Source organism: Bradyrhizobium sp. USDA 4541, from assembly GCF_024171085.1.
GTDB classification, from domain to species: domain Bacteria; phylum Pseudomonadota; class Alphaproteobacteria; order Rhizobiales; family Xanthobacteraceae; genus Bradyrhizobium; species Bradyrhizobium australafricanum.
Genome location: NZ_JALJZF010000001.1, coordinates 6,287,668 through 6,309,159, shown reverse-complemented (window position 1 = coordinate 6,309,159; position 21,492 = coordinate 6,287,668). Strand labels below are relative to the sequence as shown.

The following is a 21,492-nucleotide window of genomic DNA, read 5'->3' as shown; positions in this document are numbered from 1 at the left end:
GCTCACCTCGGGGGCGTGGTCGTGATGATGGGCATGATCGTGGTCGTGATGGTCGTCGTGACCATGATCGTGGTCGCCATGATCGTCGTGGTCATGATCATGGTGATGCTCATGGTCCTCGTGATGCGCATGATCATGCGCCTCATGCTCGTGGCCTTCGTGGGCGACCACGCCGTGATCGTGGTGCCCGGCATCATGTTCATGATGCTCGGCATCGACGGGATGTTCGTGGGCCTCGATGGTGGGCAGCGCCTGGGTGTCGTTCGCGCCCTCGATCACCTCGCTCTGGACGCGCTCGCCATGGCCGCGGCGACGGGCATTGCGATGGCGCGACCGGCGGCGATGGCCGCGGTTCTCGTGCTCTTCCTCGGCCTCGCGATGGGCGCGCTCGTCGGCCTCGATCAGCGCCTGACGGTCGGCGACCGGGATCTGGTAATAGTCGGGATGGATTTCGCTGAAGGCCAGGAAGCCATGCCGGTTGCCGCCATACTCGATGAAGGCGGCCTGCAGCGACGGCTCTACGCGCGTAACCTTGGCGAGATAAATGTTGCCGCGCAGCTGTTTGCGCTGGGCGGTCTCGAAATCAAACTCTTCGACGCGATTGCCACGGACCACGACGACCCGGGTCTCTTCCGGGTGGGTGGCATCGATCAACATCTTGTTGGGCATTTTGGAGCTCTTGACGGCGGCGTGCGCGGATCATGGCGCGCGCAAACTGCGCCGCCCGGTGACGCGACGGTCCACCTGATTCGGGGGTGAGGGGAAGGCCGAAACGCATCTCGCGGCGCAGCGCCGGACGGGAACTCACCGGGATGATGCGACGGGCGAAGTTTTCACCTCGCGTCAGCGCGATCATTCGGGGGATCCTGGTCGGCAATGCAGTCTGGCGCATTAAGCGTCGGCCCGTCTAAACATGTTGGCGGCGAAAAATACCGCCGTATCTTTTGCTGAAAGCCCCGTCTGGCGCCGAAGCGCCTGCCGGCCATCGCATATCGAGGCCCCAAGGGACCGGATAATCGGTTATGCCGTGTCTCAAACCGTCCCTCTGGCGAGGGAGTGTGCCTGGGACCGGACGCCGCTCGGGCTTGAATCCGCCACTCCGTGTCAGCCGCGCGCGGCGCTGGCTGGGGAGGGACCGGAAAAACACGGCGGGATCTTCGATCAGGAAGGTTCCACCGCTGCACCGGGAGGCTGAACGCGACACAACCGGGAGTACTAGCCGTCAGCACCCCGTACATACGTGGATTGACCGCCGCGTGCAAGGGAAGCGTCACGCCGCCGCAACACTCGGTTCTTTTCGCCGGAGCGTCATTAGGGGGCGATTAACCGTGTGGTTCTAATGCGGTAAGAAGCAGCTGGGAGGCTACGAATCGGGTGGCGAACCGCGCCAAACACCTTGTTTTTCTGGGATGCGGGCTATTTTGCGCCGCAACATCGGTGTTTGCCGTTGCCGGCGCCCCGAGCGCCGCTGAGGGCCCGCAGAACAGCCCGCCTGCGCCGGCCGCGAGCTCCCCGAATTTCCCGGTCGCATCCGGCGCCAGGCTCGCCGGCGACGCCAAGCAGACCCGATTCATCCTCGACCTCGACCGCAAGATCGAATTTCGCGCCTTCCCGCTGGCTGACCCCTACCGCGTCGTGGTCGATATCCCGCAGGTCGATTTTCAGCTCGCGGCCGGCACCGGCTCGGCGGGGCGGGGCCTGGTGAAGGCGTTCCGCTATGGCCTCGTGATGCCCGGCGGCTCGCGGATCGTGTTCGACCTCACCGGACCGGTGAAGATCGCCAATTCCTACGTGCTCGACGCCGCCAACGGCCAGCCGCCGCGGCTGGTGCTGGACTTCGAGGAGGTCGACCGCACCAGCTTCGTGCAGTCGCTGGCGCCCGCGAGCCGGCCCGAATCGAAACCGGCGATTTCCGAATCCACCACGGCGACCATTCCGGCCGTCACCTCGGCGGCGCTGCCGCCGGTCGCGGCCACCGACGCGCGCCCGCTGATCGTGATCGATCCCGGTCACGGCGGCATCGACAACGGCACGCAATCCGGCGACCAGACCGAGAAGAACCTGGTGCTCGGCTTTGGCCTTGCCCTGCGCGACCGGATCGAGAAGTCGGGCAAGTATCGGGTGGTCATGACGCGGTCCGACGACACCTTCATCCCGCTCAACGATCGGGTGAAGATCGCGCGCTCCCAGTCCGCGGCGCTGTTCGTCTCGATCCACGCCGACGCCCTGCCGCGCCGCGAGGGCGATGCCCAGGGCGCCACGATCTACACGGTGTCGGACAAGGCCTCCGACGCCGAGGCCGAACGGCTGGCGGAGGCGGAAAACAAGGCCGACGCCATCGGCGGGGTGAACCTGACCGACGAACCGACCGAGGTCGCCGACATCCTGATCGACCTCGCGCAGCGTGAAACCAAGACGTTTTCCAATCGCTTCGCCCGTCTTCTGATGGACGAGATGAAGACCACGGTGCGGATGCACAAGCATCCGCTCAAATCGGCCGGCTTCCGGGTGCTGAAGGCGCCCGACGTGCCGTCCGTGCTGGTCGAGATCGGCTACGTCTCCAACAAGGGGGACCTCGAGCACCTGGTCTCGGAGAGCTGGCGGAACAAGGCGGTCGGCTCGATGGTGCAGGCGATCGACACGTTCTTCGCCAAACGGCTGGCAACTGCCGGGTCGGCAAAGTGAAATCGGCTCGCTGAAAAGCCGGGGCCGTTGCGCCGAAGCCCTAGTTTGGCCACAGCCGCGACGGTATAGACAATGGACCGCAGGTCCGCAGAATCGACCATATTGTCCGGCGGCTCTTGTATACTCGCGTGCGCAAGGTGGCTCGCTGGCCAAAGCTTCGTTGTGTGAGGCTTTCGCACTTTTGGACAGGCGCTTCTGACGACTGAGCGCCGGAGGGTAGGAACGGAACGTCGATAATGCGCCTGCTCGTGCGGTTTATGGGTTTCTTGTTCGCCGCCGGAACCGTCGTGTTCCTGGTCGGTGTCGCCGCCGTCGCTGGCGCCATCTGGCATTTCTCCAAGGATCTGCCCGACTACTCGCAGCTGCAGGACTATGAGCCGCCGGTGATGACCCGCGTGCACGCCGCCGACGGCGCGCTGCTTGGCGAATACTCCAAGGAGCGCCGGCTCTATCTGCCGATCCAGGCGGTGCCGAAGCTCGTGATCAACGCCTTCCTCGCCGCCGAAGACAAGAACTTCTACGAGCACGGCGGCATCGACTATCAGGGCATGGCGCGCGCTGCGATCCTTTATGCGCAGAACTACGGCTCGAACCGTCGCCCGCAGGGCGCCTCGACCATCACCCAGCAGGTCGCGAAGAACTTCCTGCTCACTAACGAGGTCTCGTTCAGCCGCAAGATCAAGGAAGCCTTGCTGGCGATGCGCATCGAGCGCGCCTATTCCAAGGACCGCATCCTCGAGCTCTATCTGAACGAAATCTATCTCGGCCTCGGTGCCTACGGCATCGCGGCGGCGTCGCTGGTCTATTTCGACAAGTCGGTCAACGAGCTGACGATTGCGGAGGCGTCCTATCTCGCCGCGCTGCCGAAAGCGCCGGCGGCGCTGCATCCGGTGCGCAACCGCGACCGCGCGATCGAGCGCCGCAATTATGTGATCGATCGTCTGCTGGAGAACGGCTGGATCAAGCAGGCCGACGCCGACAAGGCGCGCAAGGACCCGCTCAACGTCACCAGCCGCTCGAACGGCGCGCATATCTTCGCCGGCGAATATTTCGCCGAGGAGGTCCGCCGCGACATCTTCGAGCGCTACGGCGAAAAGAAGCTCTACGAGGGCGGCCTGTCGGTGCGCACCACGCTCGATCCCAAGATCCAGGTGATGGCGCGCAAGACCATGGTCGCGGGGCTCGTCAATTACGACGAGGCGCAGGGCTGGCGCGGGGCGCTGCACAAGCTCGACATTTCCGGTGACTGGGGCGTCAAGCTTGCCGACGTGAAGTCGCTCTCCGACATCTCGCCGTGGCGGATGGCTGTCGTGCTCGAGACCAGCGATCAGTCGGCGCGGATCGGCTTCCAGCCGGGCCGCGAACTCGGCGGCGCGGTCAGCAAGGAGCGGCAGACCGGCATCATCACGATGGACGGCGTACGTTGGGCCAAGACCAAGGGCAAGGCGCCGAGCGCGGTTTCGCAGGTGCTGCAGCCGGGCGACGTGATCTACGCCGATCCGCTGGTGACCAAGGACGGCAACGCGGTCGAAGGCCAGTATCGCCTGCGGCAATTGCCTGAAGTGTCCGGCGCCATGGTGGCGATGGATCCGTGGACCGGCCGCGTGCTCGCGATGGTCGGCGGCTTCTCGTTCGACCAGAGCCAGTTCAACCGCGCGACGCAAGCCTACCGGCAGCCGGGTTCGTCGTTCAAGCCGATCGTGTACTCGTCGGCGCTGGACAATGGCTATACGCCGTCGACCACGGTGATCGACGCGCCGATCGAGATCGATCAGGGGCAGGGCGCCGGCGTGTGGCGTCCGGAAAACTATTCGACCGGCAAATATTACGGCCCGACCACGCTGCGCAACGCGTTGCAGCGCTCGCTCAACACCGTGACGGTGCGGCTCGCGCAGGACATCGGCATGCCGCTGGTCGGCGAATACGCCAAGCGCTTTGGCGTCTATGACGAATTGCCGAACTATCTGTCGTATGCGCTGGGTGCCGGCGAGACGACCGTGATGCGCATGGTCACGGCCTATTCGATGTTCGCCAATGGCGGCCGCCGGGTGAAGCCGACGCTGATCGATCGCATCCAGGATCGCTACGGGCATACCATTTTCAAGCACGACACCCGCGAATGCCGCGGCTGCGACGCGCCCGGGGGCTGGAAGAGCCAGCCGGAGCCGCAGCTGGTCGACCGCCGCGAGCAGGTGCTCGACCCGATGACCGCCTACCAGATCACCGAGATGATGGAAGGCGTGGTCCAGCGCGGCACCGCGACCGTCGTGAAGGAGGTCGGCAAGCCGATCGCCGGCAAGACCGGCACCACCAACGACGAGAAGGACGTCTGGTTCGTCGGCTTCTCGCCGGATCTCGCAGTCGGCGTTTACATGGGCTACGACAAGCCGCGCAATCTCGGCCGCGCCGCCACCGGCGGCCACGTCGCAGCGCCGATCGCCCGCGACTTCCTCAAGCTTGCGCTCGCCGACAAGCCGCCGACGCCGTTCAAGGTTCCGGCCGGCATCAAGCTGATCCGCGTCGACGCCAAGACCGGCATGCGCGCCGGTCCCGGCGACGGCGGCAACACCATCCTCGAAGCCTTCAAGCCGGGCACCGCGCCGCCGGAGAACTATTCGGTCATCGGCGTCGCCGATGCCGATGGGCGCGGCCCTGCGCCTGGCCCGCAGCCGTCGCAGAATGGGGCGCAGCCGGATGGCGGCTTCTTCATGCGTCCGGGAACCGGGGGGCTTTACTAGCGGCCTGTCCGGCCAAATCGCCGGGATAGTGCGGCCAAGTCGATTGCGCTTTGCCGCGCCGGTCGCTACATCCCCCGGAACCTTTTTAGCCAACACCTGAAAGACCATGCGCGCGGAAATCGAACGCCTTGTTGAAGAGATCAAGCAGTCAGTCGGGCTGCTGAGGAGGCATCTTTGACGTCGAACAATCGACGGCACGCCTCGCTGAGCTGAACAAGCTCGCTGAAGACCCCAATCTCTGGAACGATCCCCAGAAGGCCCAGCGGCTGATGCAGGAGCGTACCTCACTGGAGGACGCGCTCTCAGGCATCGGCAAGGTCGAGCGCGAGCTCGAGGACAATATCGGCATGATCGAGCTCGGCGAGGCCGAGAACGATGAGGGCGTGGTCGCCGAGGCCGAGAAGGCGCTCAAGGATCTCAAGAAGGAGGTCGCCCGGCGCGAGCTGGAGGCGCTGCTGTCGGGCGAGGCCGACAAGTTCGATTCCTATCTCGAAGTCCATGCCGGCGCCGGCGGCACCGAGAGCCAGGACTGGGCGCAGATGCTGCTGCGCATGTACACGCGCTGGGCGGAGAAGCACGGCTTCAAGATCGAGTTCCTCGAAGAATCCCAGGGTGAAGAGGCCGGCATCAAGTCCGCCACCATCCAGATCAGCGGCCACAACGCCTATGGCTGGCTGAAGACCGAGGCCGGCGTGCATCGCCTGGTGCGCATCTCGCCGTTCGATTCCAACGCGCGGCGGCACACCTCGTTCTCGTCGGTGCAGATCTTCCCGGTGATCGACGACTCCATCAAGATCGAGATCAAGGAGTCCGATGTTCGCACCGACACCATGCGGTCGGGCGGCGCCGGCGGCCAGCACGTCAACAAGACCGAATCGGCGGTGCGCCTGACGCACATCCCGACCGGCATCGCGGTGGTCTGCCAGGCCGGCCGCTCGCAGCACAAGAACCGGGCGCAGGCCTGGGACATGCTGCGCGCGCGGCTCTACGAGATCGAGCTGAAGAAGCGCGAGGAGCAGGCTGCCGCCGATCAGGCCGCCAAGACCGACATCGGCTGGGGTCACCAGATCCGCTCCTATGTGTTGCAGCCCTATCAGATGGTGAAGGACCTGCGCACCGGTGTGCAGACCTCCGACACGTCGGGGGTGCTCGATGGCGACCTCGATGAATTCATGGCGGCGACCTTGGCGCAGCGTGCCTTCGGCACCGGGCCCGGCTCCGTTGAGGATGTGGATTAGCCCATGCCGCGCGTCGCTTTCATCGGATTGGGACGCATGGGCCACGGCATGGCCGGCCGTTACCTCGATGCCGGCTTCACAGTCGCCGTGTGGAACCGCAGCAAGGCCAAGGCCGCGGACCTGATCGCTCGCGGCGCGCTGTGGGCGACCTCGCCGGAGGATGCCGCAATCGACGCCGATGCTGTCGTGACCATGGTCGCCGACGACGAAGCCTCGCGCGCGGTCTGGCTGACCAGGGACGGCGCCGCCGCCAACATGAAGGCCGGCACGCTCGCGATCGAATGCTCCACGGTCTCGTACCAGCACACGGTCGAGATGGCGCGCGAACTGCAGAGCCGTGGCTTGGTCTACATCGATTGCCCGGTCACCGGCCTGCCGGAGGCGGCGGCGGCCGGCAAGCTGACGCTGCTGGTGGGCGCTGATCCCGCCGATCTCGATCGGGCGCGGCCGTTCCTAGCGCCGATTGGCAGCACGATCCGCCATTTCGGCGCGGTTGGCACCGGCACTGTGTTCAAGTTGATCAACAACCTGATCGGCGCGGTGCAGATCGCAAGCCTCGCCGAGGGCGTGGCGATCGCCGAGCAGGCGGGCCTCGACATGCAATTGGTGGCCGAGGCGCTGGCGACCGGCGCGGTGGCGAGCCCGCAGGTGATCCGCCACTCCAAGCGGATGATCGACCGCAACTTCTCCGGCGCATCGTTCACCGCGGCGCTGCGCCACAAGGATGCCGACTACGCCGTGCGGCTCGCCGAGACCTTGCTGCCCGGCGTGCCCGTGAGCCGCGCCGCGCTCGCCGCCTACGACAAGGCGAAGGCCCATGCGCCCGACGCCGACGAGGGCCAGATGATCGAGATCGTGTCGCGGCCGAAATAGGCGGGCCGCCATTGTCGGAAATCGGGTGGGAATATTCGCGGCGCTGCCCTAGTCACCTGTCCGACTGCAGGTGAGTGCCCGACATGCCTTCCGCCGACAACTGGATCGATCGCCGCGACTGGGGGCTGCTTGTCCTGCTGTCGGTACTCTGGGGCGGCTCGTTCTTCTTCAACGGCGTGATCCTGCGCGAATTGCCGCCGCTGACCCTGGTGCTGTTGCGCGTCGTGCTCGGCACGATCATCCTGCTGCCGCTGCTGCGGGCCGCCGGAATCGAATTCCCGCGCAGCCTGTCCGGCTGGACGCCGTTCGTTGCGATGGGGCTGTTCAACAATGTGCTGCCGTTCGCGCTGATCGTGTTCGGGCAGACCTATATTCCGAGCGGGCTGGCCTCGATCCTCAACGCGACGACGCCGCTGTTCGCGGTGGTCGTGATGGCGGCGGCCGGCGAGGAACGGTTGCAAGCGCGCCGCGTGGCGGGCGTTCTGGTCGGGCTGATCGGGGTTGCGATCCTGCATGGCGATGCGCTCGGCTTCGAGAGCCGGCAGGGCATCGGCATCCTGCTGTGCCTCGCGGGCGCCTTCAGCTACGGCATCGCGGCGCTGGTCGGACGGCGGCTGCCGCAGCGCGTGCCGCCCTTGGGCACCGCGACGTTCCAGATGATGGCCTCGGCGGTGCTGATGGCGCCCATCGCCGCCGTCGTCGATCGGCCGTGGCTGTTGCCGATGCCGCATCCCGCGACATGGCTCGCCGTGCTCGGGCTCGCGGCGCTGTCGACGGCGCTGGCCTATATCGTGTTCTTTCAGATCCTGCAGCGCTCCGGAGCGACCAATGTGATGCTGGTGACGCTGCTGATTCCGGTCACCGCGATGCTGCTCGGCTATCTCGTGCTCGGCGAGCCGATCGCACTGCGCGAGGTGATCGGCGCGCTGGTGATCGCGAGCGCGCTGCTCTTGATCGACGGCCGCGTGCTGGTTTGGTTCAGCCGCGCGCCTGCTTCCACGCCGCATACCATCCGCTGAAGCGGCCGCTGTCGCGCTCGCCGCCGTGCCAGGCGGCGTAGGCGGTGCCGTCGTCGGCGACCAACACCACGGCATCGAGCCCCTTGGAGCGGCGCAGCGTGTCCATCGCCTGCGCCGGCGTCTGCGCGATCGGACCTGCGACGTTGAACGAGGTGTTGACCGACATCTCGACGCCGATATGACGGCCGAGCGCCTTCAGATAGGCATAGGTGAGGGGATCGTCGGCCTCGCGCACGATCTGGATGCGGCCGGTGCCGTCGGCATGCACCACCGCCGGAATCTTCGCGCGCGCCTCGGGCTTCGAATGCGCCGTGAGCACCATGTAGTTATAGGCGTTGTAGTCAGCGTCGGAGGCGCCGTCTTCCAGCTCGAAATAATCGCGCGCAGCTTGCAGCGTCGCCATCGGCGCCAGCGGCCGGATCGCCTCGCGATACTTGACGCGCTCGTTGAGCCGCTCGCGCACCTCGAGATCGCAGGGATTGGCGAGGATCGAGCGATGGCCGAGCGCGCGCGGGCCGGTTTCGGCGGCGCCCTGATAGATCGCGATCACGCCGCCTTGCGCGACCATGGATGCCATCAGGTCGGCAACCGCATCGCGCCCTTCTGACGTCGCCACATTGCCGATCTCGGTCGAGGCGATGTCGTCGGCTTGCAGCGCCGCGGTGATGCCGGCGTTCGAGGGCGGCAGGCCGCAATAGAATGCGTGCGACAGCGGCGCGCCGCGCGGCGCGCCCGCCATATGCGCGAACAGCCAGGCGGCGCCGATCGGCACGCCGGGATCGCCGGGCACCGGCGGCACCCACATATGCAGCCGCGTCTTGCGCTGCTGTGCGCCTTCGAACCAGGCCTCGTCGAAATGCTCGAGCAGACGCATGTTGCCGAGCGCGTTCAGCGCGACGCCCCCGGTCAGCACCAGGCGGTCGGTGCCGGTGGTGCGCAGGAGATGGTCGATGACATGGATCATCGCGTCCTCGAACACCAGTTGCGTCGCGGCTGCCTTATCAACGCGGTCCTTGGTGTCGGGGCGGTGATTGATGTCCTCGACGCGCAGCACGGCGTCGGGATTCCAGAGCTGGTCCGGGCGCAGCGGCGGGCCGAGAATGTCGATCAGCGGCTGACGATAGGGATTGTCGGCGGGATCGGCGTACCAATTGGCCATCGCGCGATTGAGCTGCACGCTGCCGTTGGGCCCGAGCTGCAGCACCGCCTTCAAGCGCTGATAATACGGATTGGTGGCGCGGTTCATGTCGCCCCAGGCGGCGGCGCCCATGTAGCGTCCCTCGCTGGACAGCCAAGTCCAGCCGCCCTGGCTGGATGAGATCACGGTGTAGAAAGCACCGAGCGAGTCGAACAGGCTCTCGTTGCAATAGAGCTGCTTCATCTCGCCGTTCTCGGCGACATAGAGCGAGATCGAGCCGACGTCGCCGGTACCGTCGAGCACCGCGATCGCGACACGCTCGCGCGCATCGGCGAATGGCGAGGCCGTGAACGAGTACCAGGCGTGATTGTCGTGATGCGGCATGCAGATCAGCGGCAATTGCTTGTCGAGCCCGTACATCCTGCCGAGCCGGTGCGACAGCCGCCGCACCTGATCCAGCTGGCGCAGATTGATCGCCGGTGCGATCGGGGCGCGCAGCAGTTTGAGGCTGGCCGGCGCTTCCTCGAGCGAGGTGCGGATCAGCATCGCCAGCAGCGCCGGATAGTCCCATGTCGTGACGAAGGCGGCGATATCGCCGATGTCGCGGCCCATCCGGTGCAACACCTTGCGCATGTCGTCGAGCGCGTGTTGCGGGAACTCGTTGGTGTGCTTGTTACCGGAGAAGCGCTCTTCCTCGTTGTTGACGATCAGGCGCGGTCCGTCCTTCTGGGTGATCTCGACCAGCGCGACGCCGGTATTGTGCGTGCCGGGGCAGGCGAGGCCTGCGATATAGACGGTCTCGCCGCGCTGCAGCTTTTCGCGGATCGAGGCGATCGTGCGCTGCGCGAACGCGCCATTGGCCTTGTGCAGGCCACGCTTCGCCAGCGCAGACTCGCTGAGGCGGCGCGTGATCTCATAGCCCGCGGCCGCAAGATGCGGATGCCGCGGACCGGTACGGATGTCCGGTTTACGCAATCAGAACGCCTCGACTCGTGATCCCCAGATCGACCTTCAATCATAAATAGCGCCAGGCAACAATGCCGTTTCGCCCAACGGAAAAACCCAGCGGAAAAACCCAGCGCTTGCCAGCACATGCGTCTCTTGCGAGACTTGCCGCCAAAACCAACGACAAAAATCGGGAGAAAACGATGCCGGCTCGTTTCGGATATATTGGCGCAATCGCGGCGTTCGCAAGTGCGGCACTGATCGCGACCTCGGCCACCGCGCAGAAGAAATACGATCCCGGCGCGAGTGATGGCGAAATCAAGATCGGCAACATCATGCCATACAGCGGCCCGGCGTCGTCCTATGGGGTGATCGGCAAGACCGAGGCCGCGTTCTTCAAGATGACCAACGAGCAGGGTGGCATCAACGGCCGCAAGATCAACTTCATCAGCTACGACGACGCCTATTCGCCGCCGAAGGCGATCGAGCAGGCGCGCAAGCTGGTCGAGAGCGACGAGGTGCTGCTGATCTTCCAGCCGCTCGGCACGCCGTCCAATTCGGCAATCATGAAATACATGAATGCCAAGAAGGTGCCGCAATTGTTCGTCGCCTCCGGCGGCACCAAGTTCGGTGATCCCAAGAACTTTCCCTGGACGATGGGCTTCCAGCCCAACTACCAGAGCGAGGGCCGCATCTACGCAAAGTACATTCGCGACAAATTCCCCGACAGCAAGATCGCGGTGTTCTGGCAGAATGACGATGCCGGCAAGGATCAGTTCAAGGGCCTGAAGGACGGGCTCGGCGACAAGGTCGGCATGATCATCGCCGACAAGTCGTACGAGGTCTCCGATCCCTCGATCGATTCGCAGATCGTCGCGCTGCACGATTCCGGCGCCGACATCTTCTTCTCCTGGGCGGCGCCGAAGGGCTCGGCGCAGGCGATCCGGAAGGTGGGCGAGCTCGGCTGGAAGCCGAAATTCTTCCTCGCCAACACCGCGACCTCGGTCGCCTCGGTGCTGAAACCGGCCGGCCTCGAGTTCTCCAAGGGCATCATCTCGACCGCCTACCTGAAGGACCCGACCGATCCGACCTGGGACAAGGATCCGGCGGTGCAAAGCTGGCGCGCCTTCATGGACAAGTATTATCCCGACGGCGACAAGGCCAATGCCAACAACCTCTATGGCTATGTCCAGGCCGAGGCGATGATGCAGGTGCTGAAGCAATGCGGCGACAATCTCACGCGCGAGAACGTGATGAAGCAGGCCGCCAACCTGAAGAACTTCCACTCCGACCTGATGCTGCCGGGCGTCATGGTCAACACCTCTCCCGACGACTACTTCCCGATCGAGCAGATGCAGCTGATGCGCTTCAACGGCGATGCGTGGGAGCTGTTCGGTGACGTCATCACCGGTGAGGTCGGGCACGAAGCGTCGCGATAGGCGGGGAGTGATGAAGCCGATGCTCGCTCGGCAAACACCACCGTCGTCCCGGCGTAGGCCGGGACCATAACCACAGGATTGGGTTGGTGAGGAAGCTGTGGCCCTAGCGTCGCGCAACAATCGTCTTCGGTGGTAATGGGTCCCGGCCTACGCCGGGACGACGCTGAATTTGTTGCGCCACCGGTGAGGCACACACGGCGCGAGCAGATGCAGCTCCGGATTATACAAGCCGCTTCAACCCGCCTGCCGCGGCATTGTCCGCCAAAATCTTCTCCGGCCGGCGGGCGCGGAGCGCCATGCCGCCGGCGACGCCGACGCCGATCACGTACATCCAGCCCTCGTGAAAATCGGACAGATGCGAATTGAGCAGCGAGCTTGTGATGTTCTGCACGACCACAGCGAGTCCGATCCAGCTCACGAGATCGCGGCCGGCGAACAGCCTGACGTGGCTGATCCACATCGCGTAGAGCAGCAGGATGCCGATCAGCCCCCACTGGACCCCGACATTGAGGGTCTGGTTGTGCGGGTTGTTGATCAGCTCGGCCTCAAGGCCCGCTTGTCCGACGGCATCCTGCGTGAACATGCGCCTAATCGCGCCGGTGCCGTGCCCGAGCCACGGCGCCTCGCCGATGAACTTCACCGACTTCCGCCAATAGGTCAGGCGCTGCGCCGTGGAAGCGATGCCTGACGTATCGTGGGCCCGATACTCGATGCCGACGTCGGCGATGCGCTGGCGGAGGTAGGGAGACGTGGTCCAGACCACGAGGCTGGTGACCGCGACGCCGGCGAACAGCAGCCGCGTGGCGCGCCGCGACAGATGCAGCGAGGCGAACAGGATCAACAGCACCGGCATGTAGACAGCGCGGTCCGCGCCGAGACGACGTAGAGCATGTTGGCGACGAACAGCAGCATCAGCGCGATGGCGCCGGCCGCGAATCGCCATTGCCGGGCCCGCAGCGCCGTCAATGCCGGCAGCGCCAGCGCGAACGCGCAGAGCGCGAACTCCTGGCTCTGGTCGAGGTAGTTCTTGACCGGCACGCCGTCGGAGGCGGTGTGCGCGAGCTTGAGCTGCGGCGCCGCCAGCGCGATCCAGGACAGGATCATCAGCGGCGTGCACGATACCAGGAAGGCTACGAATACCCAAAGCCCGCGCTGTGAGGGCTGGAAATAGCCGAGCAGGAACGGCAGCAGCAGCTTGCTGAGCGGCTTGATGCCTTGCAGCCGCTCGGCCCAGCTCGTCTCCGACCACGCCACACCGATCACGGCGAGTGCGACCAGCGCGATCGGCAACGATTATGTCCCACGTATGGTGGTGGACAAATTTTTGCCGACGGCGGCGGAACGCATGATGGCGCGGTCGCGCCACGAGGGCACGGGCGAGCGAATGCGGGCGTACCTAAAGCGCCATGAGCCTACTTGTGGATCGAGCAACGGCCTCCGCTTCACCTCGCCGCGCGTGCGGGGAGAGGTCGGAACGCATCGTCGGATGCGTGCTCTAGCGGAGCTTCAGGCCGGCTCGGCGGTGCTGCGTTCGATCGGCTGCAACTGGCGCCTGATCGCGGCGATGTCGAAATGAATCCGCTCAGGCAGCATTGCCGCTGCCGGGCGCTGCAGATCCTGCTCGATCACGACGCGCTTGCCGCCGGCGGAGGTCAGCGCAATCGAGATCGATTGCGCGCGTGGCTCGGCGCGGAGGCCGGCATGCGCGCGGCAGGCATATTCGCCGGCGCGCAGACCGCCGAAGCCGAAGGCGAGCAGGCGGCCGTAGATGTAGAGCGCGAGCAGGTCGGTTTCGTCGAAGCGGCGCGGCGATCCGGGCGCAACGCCCGGCAGACAGGGGTAGCCGCCCGCCATCACCGTCGACACGAACTCCTCAAAGGGAACCTGGGCGATCCGGCAGGCTTCCGCGATCGCAAGGTCGAATCGGGCAGACGTCATGGAGCGGTCCGTGGCGATGGCGGCAGTGCCGGACTCCGTGACACCCGCTGGCGAGCGCGCGAGCTGTGTCCGGAGGTGATTTTGTTTCCCATAGGTGGGAAAATGTCACACGTCAAGTGAGGGGGCAAGAGAGGTGGGATTGTGTCCCACGCCGCGGACGGCTAAAAGTTAGGCATGAATGCCAAGGCCCCGAAGTCGAAGGTGGGATCGTCCGCGCCGATCGCCGCAGCGAAGCTGCATGCGCCGCTGGCGCGGATGCTGCGTCCGCTGGTGCGGCTCTGCATCCGCGGCGGCATGACGTTTCCGGCGCTGACCCAGCTGCTGCGCGAGCTCTATGTCAACGTCGCCGAGCACGGCTTCGCGCTCGAGGGCAAGGAGCAGACCGACAGCCGCGTCAGCCTGCTGACCGGCATCCACCGCAAGGAGGTGGCGCGGCTGCGCGGCGCCGGCGCGCCGGTCAATGCGGTGCCGGCGACGCTGTCGCGCACCAGCGCGATCATCGCGCGCTGGCTGGCCGGGCCCGAGTTCACCGATGCCAAGGGCGATCCGCTGCCGCTGCCGCGCACCGCGGACGGAGGCGCGCCGTCGTTCGAGACGCTGGTCGAATCGATCACCAAGGATGTGCGGCCGCGCGCCGTGCTGGACGAATGGCTCGACCGCAAGCTCGTCACCATCAATGACGACGACGAGATCATGCTGGTCGAGGAGGCCTTCGTGCCGCATGGCGACGACGACCGCAAATGGCACTATCTCGGCCGCAACCTGCATGATCACGTGGCGGTCGCCGAGATGAACGTGTCGTCGGCCGCGCCGCGCTTCCTCGAACGCGCGGTGCATTACGACGGCCTGTCGGCGAAGCTGGCGAAACGGCTCGAGGGCCGCTCGCGCGAGCTGGCGATGGAGGCGCTCAAGGTCGCCAACCGCGAGGCCAACCGCGCGCTCGCAAAAGACAAGGGCGGCGACTATCGCTTGAATTTCGGCATCTACATCTACCGCGAGGGGCCGGATGGTCCGGTCGATGACGATGCCGACGAAGGCGGTGCAGCGTGAAGCGCCCGCCGGTCATTTCGCGCCGCGCGCTGTTGGCAGCGTTCTGGCTTGCCGGAACGTCGCTCGCGGGCGCGCAGGTCAAGAAGCGCGGCAACGACCAGGGCAACGGCCCTGGCGGCGGTGGCGGTGGTCCGTTCGGGCCCGGCGGCGGATTCGGTGGCGGCGGACCGCCCGGCGGCATGGGCGGCGGCCGCCGCTGAAACCACAAACAAGATCGGCGCAAGCGAGACCGCTTGCGCCGATCTTCAGATCGATCGTCGTGAGATTGAGCTAGCCCGCGCTGAGCCGGACGCCGGCGCGGAGGAATTTCTGCGGATCGACCGCTTCGCCGTCGATGCGGGTTTCATAGTGCAGATGCGGACCGGTGGAGCGGCCGGTCGAGCCGACGGCGCCGATCACCTGGCCGATCTTGACGTATTCACCGACCTTGACGCCGATCTCGGAGAGATGGCCGTAGCGGGTCGAGAGCCCGTTGCCGTGATCGACCTCGACCATGCGGCCATAGCCGCCGGCCCAGCCCGCCGACACCACCTTGCCGTTGGCGGTGACACGCACCGGATCGCCTTGCGCGGCGCGGAAGTCGAGGCCGGTATGCATTGCCGGCCGGCCGAGGAAGGGGTCGGAGCGCACGCCGAAGCCGCTGGTGAATTCGACTTCACCGACCACGGGCTTGCGGTAAGGCACCAGCGCCAGCGTCTGGTTCAGTCGCTGCATCTGTGCCCGGTTGATGTTGATGCGATAGAGCTGGCGTTCGAACGCGCCGGCGTCGGCAGAGAGTTTCACAGGGACAAAAGGCCCGCCCATGCCGGAGCGCGGCGTCGCCGCCTCGAGCTGCGCCATGTTGAGGCCGAGATCGGAGATCACGCCGCGCATCCTGCGCACCTTGGAATCGATGCTGTCCTCGACCGAGGCGAGCGCGGCAACCTGGCGTCGCTCGACCTGGTCAAGCGAGGTCTGCAGACGGACCAGCACGTTGTCGACGCCCTGGGCCTTGGCGAATTGGTTCGGCTGCGTCTTGGCGATCAGTGGCGCGCGCGATTCCAGTCGTGCCTCGCGATCCGGCGGCGCCACGAAGATCACGGTGTCGCTGATCGGCGAGGGTTTCAGCGCGCCTGAGGACGGCGCCGCCTCGGCGCGGCCCTGCGGCTTGATCGATCCGGTGCTGGTGACGTCAGGCATCGCGCCGAGCGCGGTGGCGCGCGATTCCAGCGTCGACTGCCGCTTCATGATCTGGTCGAGCTTCTGGTCGAACTGCTCCTGGTCGAGCAGCTGGCGGCTGGTGGTGCGGTCGACCTTGGCGCGCAGCTCCGAGATGCGGTCCTCATAGGCGTATTGCATCTCGGCCTGGCGCGCGATCAGCCGGGTCAGCACGTCGTCGCGGAACGCGAAATAGGTCGCGGTCGCGGCCGACCACATGCCGAGCAGCACCACGGTGCCGACGATGATCCAGAACACCACCGGCCCGAACCGGACCTGCTTGCCGGCATGGACCAGTGTATAGCCCTCGCCGGAGGCCGCCACCGCCGCGGCGGCAGGTGCGGGGTGATGGGCTGCCGGACGGCGTACCGGCGTCCGGCCATGGTCCTGCGGATGATGGTGTTTGTGGTGACCGGACCGGCTCGACATCGGTACTCCCGCGGCCGGTCGGACCAAGCTCCGTACGGCTAATTTGCGGGGCCGATTTGAGCCCGTCATGGTTAATTTTAAGGAAACGGAACCCGTCCGATCAGAGCGCCCGGGCAGCCTCCAATACCGCTTCGGCGTGGCCGTCGACCTTCACATGACGCCAGATCCGGGCAATTTTTCCACCGGAATCGACCAGAACCGTCGTGCGAATAATTCCCATGAAGGTCCTGCCATACATGGATTTTTCGCCCCAGGCGCCATAGGCCTCCAGCATCTGGTGGGCTGGGTCCGAGACCAACGGCACCGACAGCTGGTGTTTGTTTCGAAATGACTCCTGCGCCTTAACCGTGTCGGCGGAAATGCCGACCACTTCGGTCCCTGCCGCTACGAACTCGCTTTTGAGCCGGGTGAAATCGATCGCCTCCCGGGTGCAGCCGGGGGTGTCGGCGCGGGGGTAGAAGAACAGCACCAGCTTCTTGCCGGCAAAATCCTTCAGCGAAACGCTGTCCCCGCCGTCGCGCGGCAGGTTGAAGCCAGGCGCCGCGGCGCCCTCGGCAAGTGTGACGGCGGACGAACTGGTCACGGTCGCGGCCGGCTCTCGCTTTAACGGTTTCGATGCCGCCTTGTGCGAGGCTTTGCTTCGAACACCCGCTGCGGTCGCCTTGGTCGTTTTCTTGGCTGCCTTCTTCGCAACCGCCGTGCGGGTTTTCGTCGCGGACTTCCCAGTGCTTGCGCTTGCGGCGCGCGCAACCTTTGTTGCGACCCGCTTCCCGGTTGTGTTGGAGGATTTCTTGCGCGTTTTCTTGGACATACGCCTTCCTTTCGTCGCTTTCCGAAGCTCAACCATTGGGGTATTGCGGTCTTATTGGCGGCGGCCGGATTCGCACCGGCCGCTGGGCAAGTTTGATGGCCACGGAGTATGGTGACAAGGAATTCGACGCGTGACCCGTCCGCTTGCTGAATTGGCTTTTGATTGGTTGGTTTGGTCCGCTCTGGGGGCCATCGGCGAGTAACATGATTAGGCGAGGATAGGCGGCGATGCCGGCACAGGAGCGCTCGATACGGATCGACGGGCGCCCCGATGGCGGCGATCAGCTTCGCCGTCAGCACCGAGAGGCAATGGCAAGGAACACGTCGCCGCAGGGTCCAAATCCGCGCGCCGGGGCTGACCTCTCGCAATGGGAGGACGACGCTGCGTGGGACGAGCAGGATGAGGCGGCGGGCAACCGTGCGCGGCAATTGCTGGCGCGTTCCCACACCAACCTGCATCGCTTCACCGATTTCTGCTCCGGCATGCGGCGCTGGTTGAACGGCGAGCGCTGGATCCGTCGCATCGGACTGGTCCTCGTGGTGCTGGTCGCGATGTTCGCGACCTGCTTCGGCGGGCTGTGGTGGCGGCTCGGCGCCGGCCCGATCAATCTCGACATGGCGACGCCGTGGCTCGCCGCGGCGATCGAGGAGAACATCGGCCACGGCAACACGGTCGAGGTCGGCGGAACGCAGATCGAGCGCGCCGGCCGCGTCAGGATCGCGGTGCGCATCCGCGACATCATCGTCCGCGACCGCGACCATGCGGTGGTTGCGAGCGCGCCCAAGGCCGAAGTGCGCCTGTCGGGAACCGCGCTCTTGGTGGGCCAGTTGCGGGCGGAGAGCCTCAATCTGGTCGACGCGGAGCTGTCGGTGCGCATCACGCCGGACGGCAATGTCACCGTGTCCGCCGGTGACACCGCAAAACCGCTGGCCACCGGCGTTGCCTCCAAGCGGGAGGCGGGGATGCCGCCGACATTCCCGCGTCCGACACCCGCAGCCCCGCCGCCGCCGGTTGCCTCGCCGCCAGCTGCCGCCGAGCCCTCCGCGGGCGCGTCCGATTCGGCTCAGAGCGGGCTGCTCGCCGGTCTCGATTGGCTCGACAGCCTCAGCATGACCGGCCTCGACGGGCAGAACCTCAACGAGATCGGCCTGAAGAACGGCAATCTCGTCGTCGACGATCAGCAGCGCGGCAACAAATGGAGCTTCGAGAACATCAGCCTCAGCCTGCGGCGCCCGAGCGGCGGCGGCGTCGCGCTCAGCTTCGGCGAGGAGGGCGCAAAGCCCTGGTCGGTGCGCGTGCTGGTCGGACCGCAGCAGAACGGCGTGCGCTCGGTCGACATCAAAGCCGACAAGGTTTCCACCCGGAACATCCTGCTCGCGCTCCGGACCAAGGATCTGACCTACACCGCCGACCTGCCGCTGTCGGGCGAGATGAAGGGCGAACTCGGCCGCGACGGCCTGCCGACATACTTCCGCGGCAAGATCAATGTCGGCGCCGGCAACATCATCGACACCGACACGCCCGACTATCCGATGCCGATCGATGCGGCCGAGATGAGCGTGGAATGGGATTCGGGTCGGCGCGTACTGCTGGCGCCGATCAAGGTCGTCTCGGGCGCCAACCGCATCACGCTGCTCGGCCATCTCGAGCCGCCGAACGACAACGTCACCGACTGGCAGGCCGGCCTGTCGGGCGGCACCATCGTGCTGGCCGGCGCCGACAAGAACGAACCACCGTTGATCTTCAATCGCATCAACATCGGCTTCCGGTTCGACACCGACAAGAAGCGCGTGCTGCTGACCCAGGCCGACATCTCCAATGGCGAGATCGGCGTCGCCGGAACCGGCAGCATCGACTATTCCGGCGAGCCGCGGCTGCAGCTCGGATTCGCCGGCACGCCGATGTCGGCCTCGGCCCTGAAACGGATGTGGCCGGTCATCATCGTGCCCGAGGTTCGCGAATGGGTGCTCGAGCGGATCGACCGCGGCACGCTCCAGCGTATCGATGTCGGCGTCAATTCGCCGGTGCACAACCTGTCGCGCAAGGGACCGCCGATTCCGGATGACGGCCTCTCGGTCAACATTGTCGCCTCCGGTGTCACAGTGCGTCCGGTGGACCAGATGCCCGCGGTGCATGACGCGGATCTGAAGGCCAGGGTGACCGGACGCAGCGCGACCGTGACCATCAACCAGGGCATTGCCGACACGCCGGCGGGCCGCAAGATCACGCTGTCGGACTTCACCTTCGAGGTGCCGGACATGGCGCCGAAGCCGTCGCCGTCGAAGGTCAAGTTCCGGGTCGACTGTCCGGTGCCGGCTGCCGCCGAAATCCTCGCCTCCGACCGGCTCAGCGATCTCTCCGGTCCGCCGATCGATCCCAACGCCAGCAAGGGCAACGTCACCGCGACGATCAACCTCGGCATGCCCGTGAAGGGCGAGCTGACCAAGGCCGATACGCTCTACTCGGTCACCGCCGACATCGCCGGCGTTGCCGTCGACAAGCTGGTGATGAACCAGAAGCTCGAAGCCAACGCGCTGAAGGTGATCGCCAGCAATGCCGGTTTCCAGGTCAAGGGCGATGTCAAGATCAACGGGCAGGCGGCCTCGCTCGACTACCGCAAGCCGGCCGAAGGCGACGCTGACGTCAAGCTGCAGGCGACGCTGGATGATGCGAGCCGCGCGCGCCTCGGGCTTGATCTCGGTCCCGCGGTCTCGGGCGCGATCCCGATCAAGCTGAGCGGCAAGATTGGCAGCGGCGACAATCCCACCACCAAGATGGGCGTCGAGGCCGACCTGACCCAGCTCAAGCTCGACAACATCCTGCCGGGCTGGGTCAAGGCGCAGGGCCGTGCCGGCAAAGCGACCTTCAACGTGGTGCCGAAGGGGCAATCGACCCGGTTCGAGGATATCTCGATCGACGGCGCAGGCGTGTCGATCAAGGGGGCGCTCGAGGTCGACCAGAACGGCGATCTCATGAATGCGTACTTCCCGACCTACGCGCCGTCGGAAGGCGACAAGACCTCGCTGCGGGCCGATCGCGGTCCCGACGGCGTGATCAAGGTGACGATGCGCGGCGACGTGTTCGACGGTCGCGGCTTCCTGAAGTCGGCGATCTCCGGCCGCGACAGCGATCCCAAGAGCAAGACCAGGACCACCGATTTCGATGTCGATCTGAAACTCGGCGCGGTCGCAGGATTCAACGGCGAAGCGCTGCGCAGCGTCGACGCCAAGGTCTCGCGCCGCAACGGGTTCTTCAAGGCGTTCACGCTGAGCGGCAAGGTCGGCCGCGACACCCCCGTCACGGTCGATATGCGCGGACGCCAGCAGGGCCGCGAGGTGATCTATCTGCAGACCAGCGACGCCGGTGCGTTCCTGCGCTTCATCGATACTTATTCGAAGGTGGTCGGCGGCCAGCTTACGCTCGCGATGGAGCCGCCGATCCCCGAGCCGAGCCCCAGGGAGGGGCTCATCAATATCACCGGATTCTCGGTGAAGGGCGAAACCCAACTCGATCGCGCCGTTGCCGGCGGGCCGGTCAGCACCCAGAACGGCATCGGGTTCGACGCGCTGCGCGCCGAATTCACGCGCCAGAGCGGCCAGCTTTCGATCCGCAATGGTGTGGTCAAGGGACCGACCATCGGCGCGACCATCGAAGGCAGCATCGACTATATCGGAAACCAGGTGCGGATGAACGGCACCTTCATTCCGATGTACGGGTTGAACAACATGTTCGGCCAGATCCCGTTCTTCGGGATTTTCCTCGGCGCCGGCAGCAATGAAGGCCTGATCGGCGTGACGTATGAAGTGGTGGGAACGCCGAGCGCGCCGGTGCTGCGCGTCAACCCGATCTCCGCGCTGGCGCCCGGCCTGACGCGCAAGATCTTCGAGTTCAAGCAGTACGGCCCGAACGATCTGCCGACGACGAACAACTAGAACGCTCGCTCATCGACGCCTGCTTTCAAGGTCGGTCGAGCTCGCGCGCTGACGCGCAGC

16 protein-coding genes are annotated in these 21,492 nt (G+C 65.8%); 10 read left to right on the top strand and 6 right to left on the bottom strand.

Annotation, left to right across the window (positions count from 1 at the left end; translation table 11 throughout):
- Positions 1-24: 24 nt before the first annotated feature.
- The 6 genes from J2R80_RS43525 (at position 25) to J2R80_RS30010 (ending at position 8,553) form a co-directional block, all read left to right on the top strand.
- A complete protein-coding gene (locus J2R80_RS43525; protein WP_309143778.1) occupies positions 25-759 on the top strand; it encodes a hypothetical protein in 735 nt (244 codons plus the stop codon).
- Positions 760-1,374: 615 nt separating this feature from the next.
- Positions 1,375-2,685, top strand: coding sequence for an N-acetylmuramoyl-L-alanine amidase (locus J2R80_RS30030; RefSeq protein ID WP_253639879.1), 1,311 nt, complete (start codon positions 1,375-1,377; stop codon positions 2,683-2,685).
- 236 nt (positions 2,686-2,921) lie between these two features.
- A complete protein-coding gene (locus J2R80_RS30025; protein WP_028332239.1) occupies positions 2,922-5,423 on the top strand; it encodes a penicillin-binding protein 1A in 2,502 nt (833 codons plus the stop codon).
- A gap of 106 nt (positions 5,424-5,529) precedes the next feature.
- Positions 5,530-6,661, top strand: a protein-coding gene (gene prfB, locus J2R80_RS30020) for a peptide chain release factor 2 (protein ID WP_141342568.1) whose coding sequence is annotated in 2 segments (ribosomal slippage) — positions 5,530-5,598 and positions 5,600-6,661 — 1,131 coding nt in all. Because the reading frame shifts where the segments join, the coding sequence is not laid out codon by codon here.
- Positions 6,662-6,664: 3 nt separating this feature from the next.
- Positions 6,665-7,534, top strand: a complete 870-nt coding sequence (locus tag J2R80_RS30015; protein ID WP_057020005.1) for an NAD(P)-dependent oxidoreductase — start codon at positions 6,665-6,667, stop codon at positions 7,532-7,534.
- 83 nt (positions 7,535-7,617) lie between these two features.
- Positions 7,618-8,553, top strand: coding sequence for a DMT family transporter (locus tag J2R80_RS30010; protein ID WP_253590356.1), 936 nt, complete (start codon positions 7,618-7,620; stop codon positions 8,551-8,553).
- Here J2R80_RS30010 and J2R80_RS30005 read toward each other — a convergent pair.
- Positions 8,513-10,666: a carbamoyltransferase C-terminal domain-containing protein gene (locus tag J2R80_RS30005; RefSeq protein ID WP_253639878.1), complete on the bottom strand. Its 2,154-nt coding sequence runs from the start codon at positions 10,664-10,666 to the stop codon at positions 8,513-8,515. The genes J2R80_RS30010 and J2R80_RS30005 overlap by 41 nt on opposite strands.
- Positions 10,667-10,839: 173 nt before the next feature.
- Between J2R80_RS30005 and J2R80_RS30000 the strand changes: the two genes are divergently transcribed.
- Positions 10,840-12,075, top strand: a complete 1,236-nt coding sequence (locus tag J2R80_RS30000) for an ABC transporter substrate-binding protein (protein ID WP_057020008.1) — start codon at positions 10,840-10,842, stop codon at positions 12,073-12,075.
- 220 nt (positions 12,076-12,295) lie between these two features.
- Here the strand turns inward: J2R80_RS30000 and J2R80_RS43520 are convergent, their stop codons facing one another.
- The 3 genes from J2R80_RS43520 to J2R80_RS29990 form a co-directional block, all read right to left on the bottom strand.
- Positions 12,296-12,928 (bottom strand): O-antigen ligase family protein, encoded by a 633-nt coding sequence (locus J2R80_RS43520; protein ID WP_309143777.1) that lies wholly within the window; start codon positions 12,926-12,928, stop codon positions 12,296-12,298.
- On the bottom strand, positions 12,913-13,365 hold the full coding sequence (locus J2R80_RS43515; RefSeq protein ID WP_309143776.1) for a hypothetical protein: 453 nt from the start codon (positions 13,363-13,365) through the stop codon (positions 12,913-12,915). Before J2R80_RS43515 ends, J2R80_RS43520 begins: the two co-directional genes overlap by 16 nt.
- 216 nt (positions 13,366-13,581) lie before the next feature.
- Positions 13,582-14,013 carry a hypothetical protein gene (locus tag J2R80_RS29990; protein WP_253639877.1) on the bottom strand — a complete coding sequence of 144 codons (432 nt, stop codon included), beginning with the start codon at positions 14,011-14,013 and terminating at the stop codon, positions 13,582-13,584.
- Between the two features lie 174 nt (positions 14,014-14,187).
- Between J2R80_RS29990 and J2R80_RS29985 the strand changes: the two genes are divergently transcribed.
- Both J2R80_RS29985 and J2R80_RS29980 read left to right on the top strand, forming a co-directional pair.
- On the top strand, positions 14,188-15,063 hold the full coding sequence (locus J2R80_RS29985; protein WP_253639876.1) for a DUF6502 family protein: 876 nt from the start codon (positions 14,188-14,190) through the stop codon (positions 15,061-15,063).
- Positions 15,060-15,263 (top strand): hypothetical protein, encoded by a 204-nt coding sequence (locus J2R80_RS29980; protein ID WP_076832286.1) that lies wholly within the window; start codon positions 15,060-15,062, stop codon positions 15,261-15,263. Before J2R80_RS29985 ends, J2R80_RS29980 begins: the two co-directional genes overlap by 4 nt.
- Positions 15,264-15,333: 70 nt before the next feature.
- Here J2R80_RS29980 and J2R80_RS29975 read toward each other — a convergent pair whose 3' ends face one another.
- Positions 15,334-16,689 carry a M23 family metallopeptidase gene (locus J2R80_RS29975; RefSeq protein ID WP_253639875.1) on the bottom strand — a complete coding sequence of 452 codons (1,356 nt, stop codon included), beginning with the start codon at positions 16,687-16,689 and terminating at the stop codon, positions 15,334-15,336.
- Between the two features lie 100 nt (positions 16,690-16,789).
- Positions 16,790-17,500: a peroxiredoxin gene (locus tag J2R80_RS29970; protein ID WP_253639874.1), complete on the bottom strand. Its 711-nt coding sequence runs from the start codon at positions 17,498-17,500 to the stop codon at positions 16,790-16,792.
- A 227-nt stretch (positions 17,501-17,727) separates the two neighbouring features.
- Between J2R80_RS29970 and J2R80_RS29965 the strand changes: the two genes are divergently transcribed.
- Positions 17,728-21,432: a DUF3971 domain-containing protein gene (locus J2R80_RS29965; RefSeq protein ID WP_253639873.1), complete on the top strand. Its 3,705-nt coding sequence runs from the start codon at positions 17,728-17,730 to the stop codon at positions 21,430-21,432.
- Positions 21,433-21,492 lie beyond the last annotated feature (60 nt).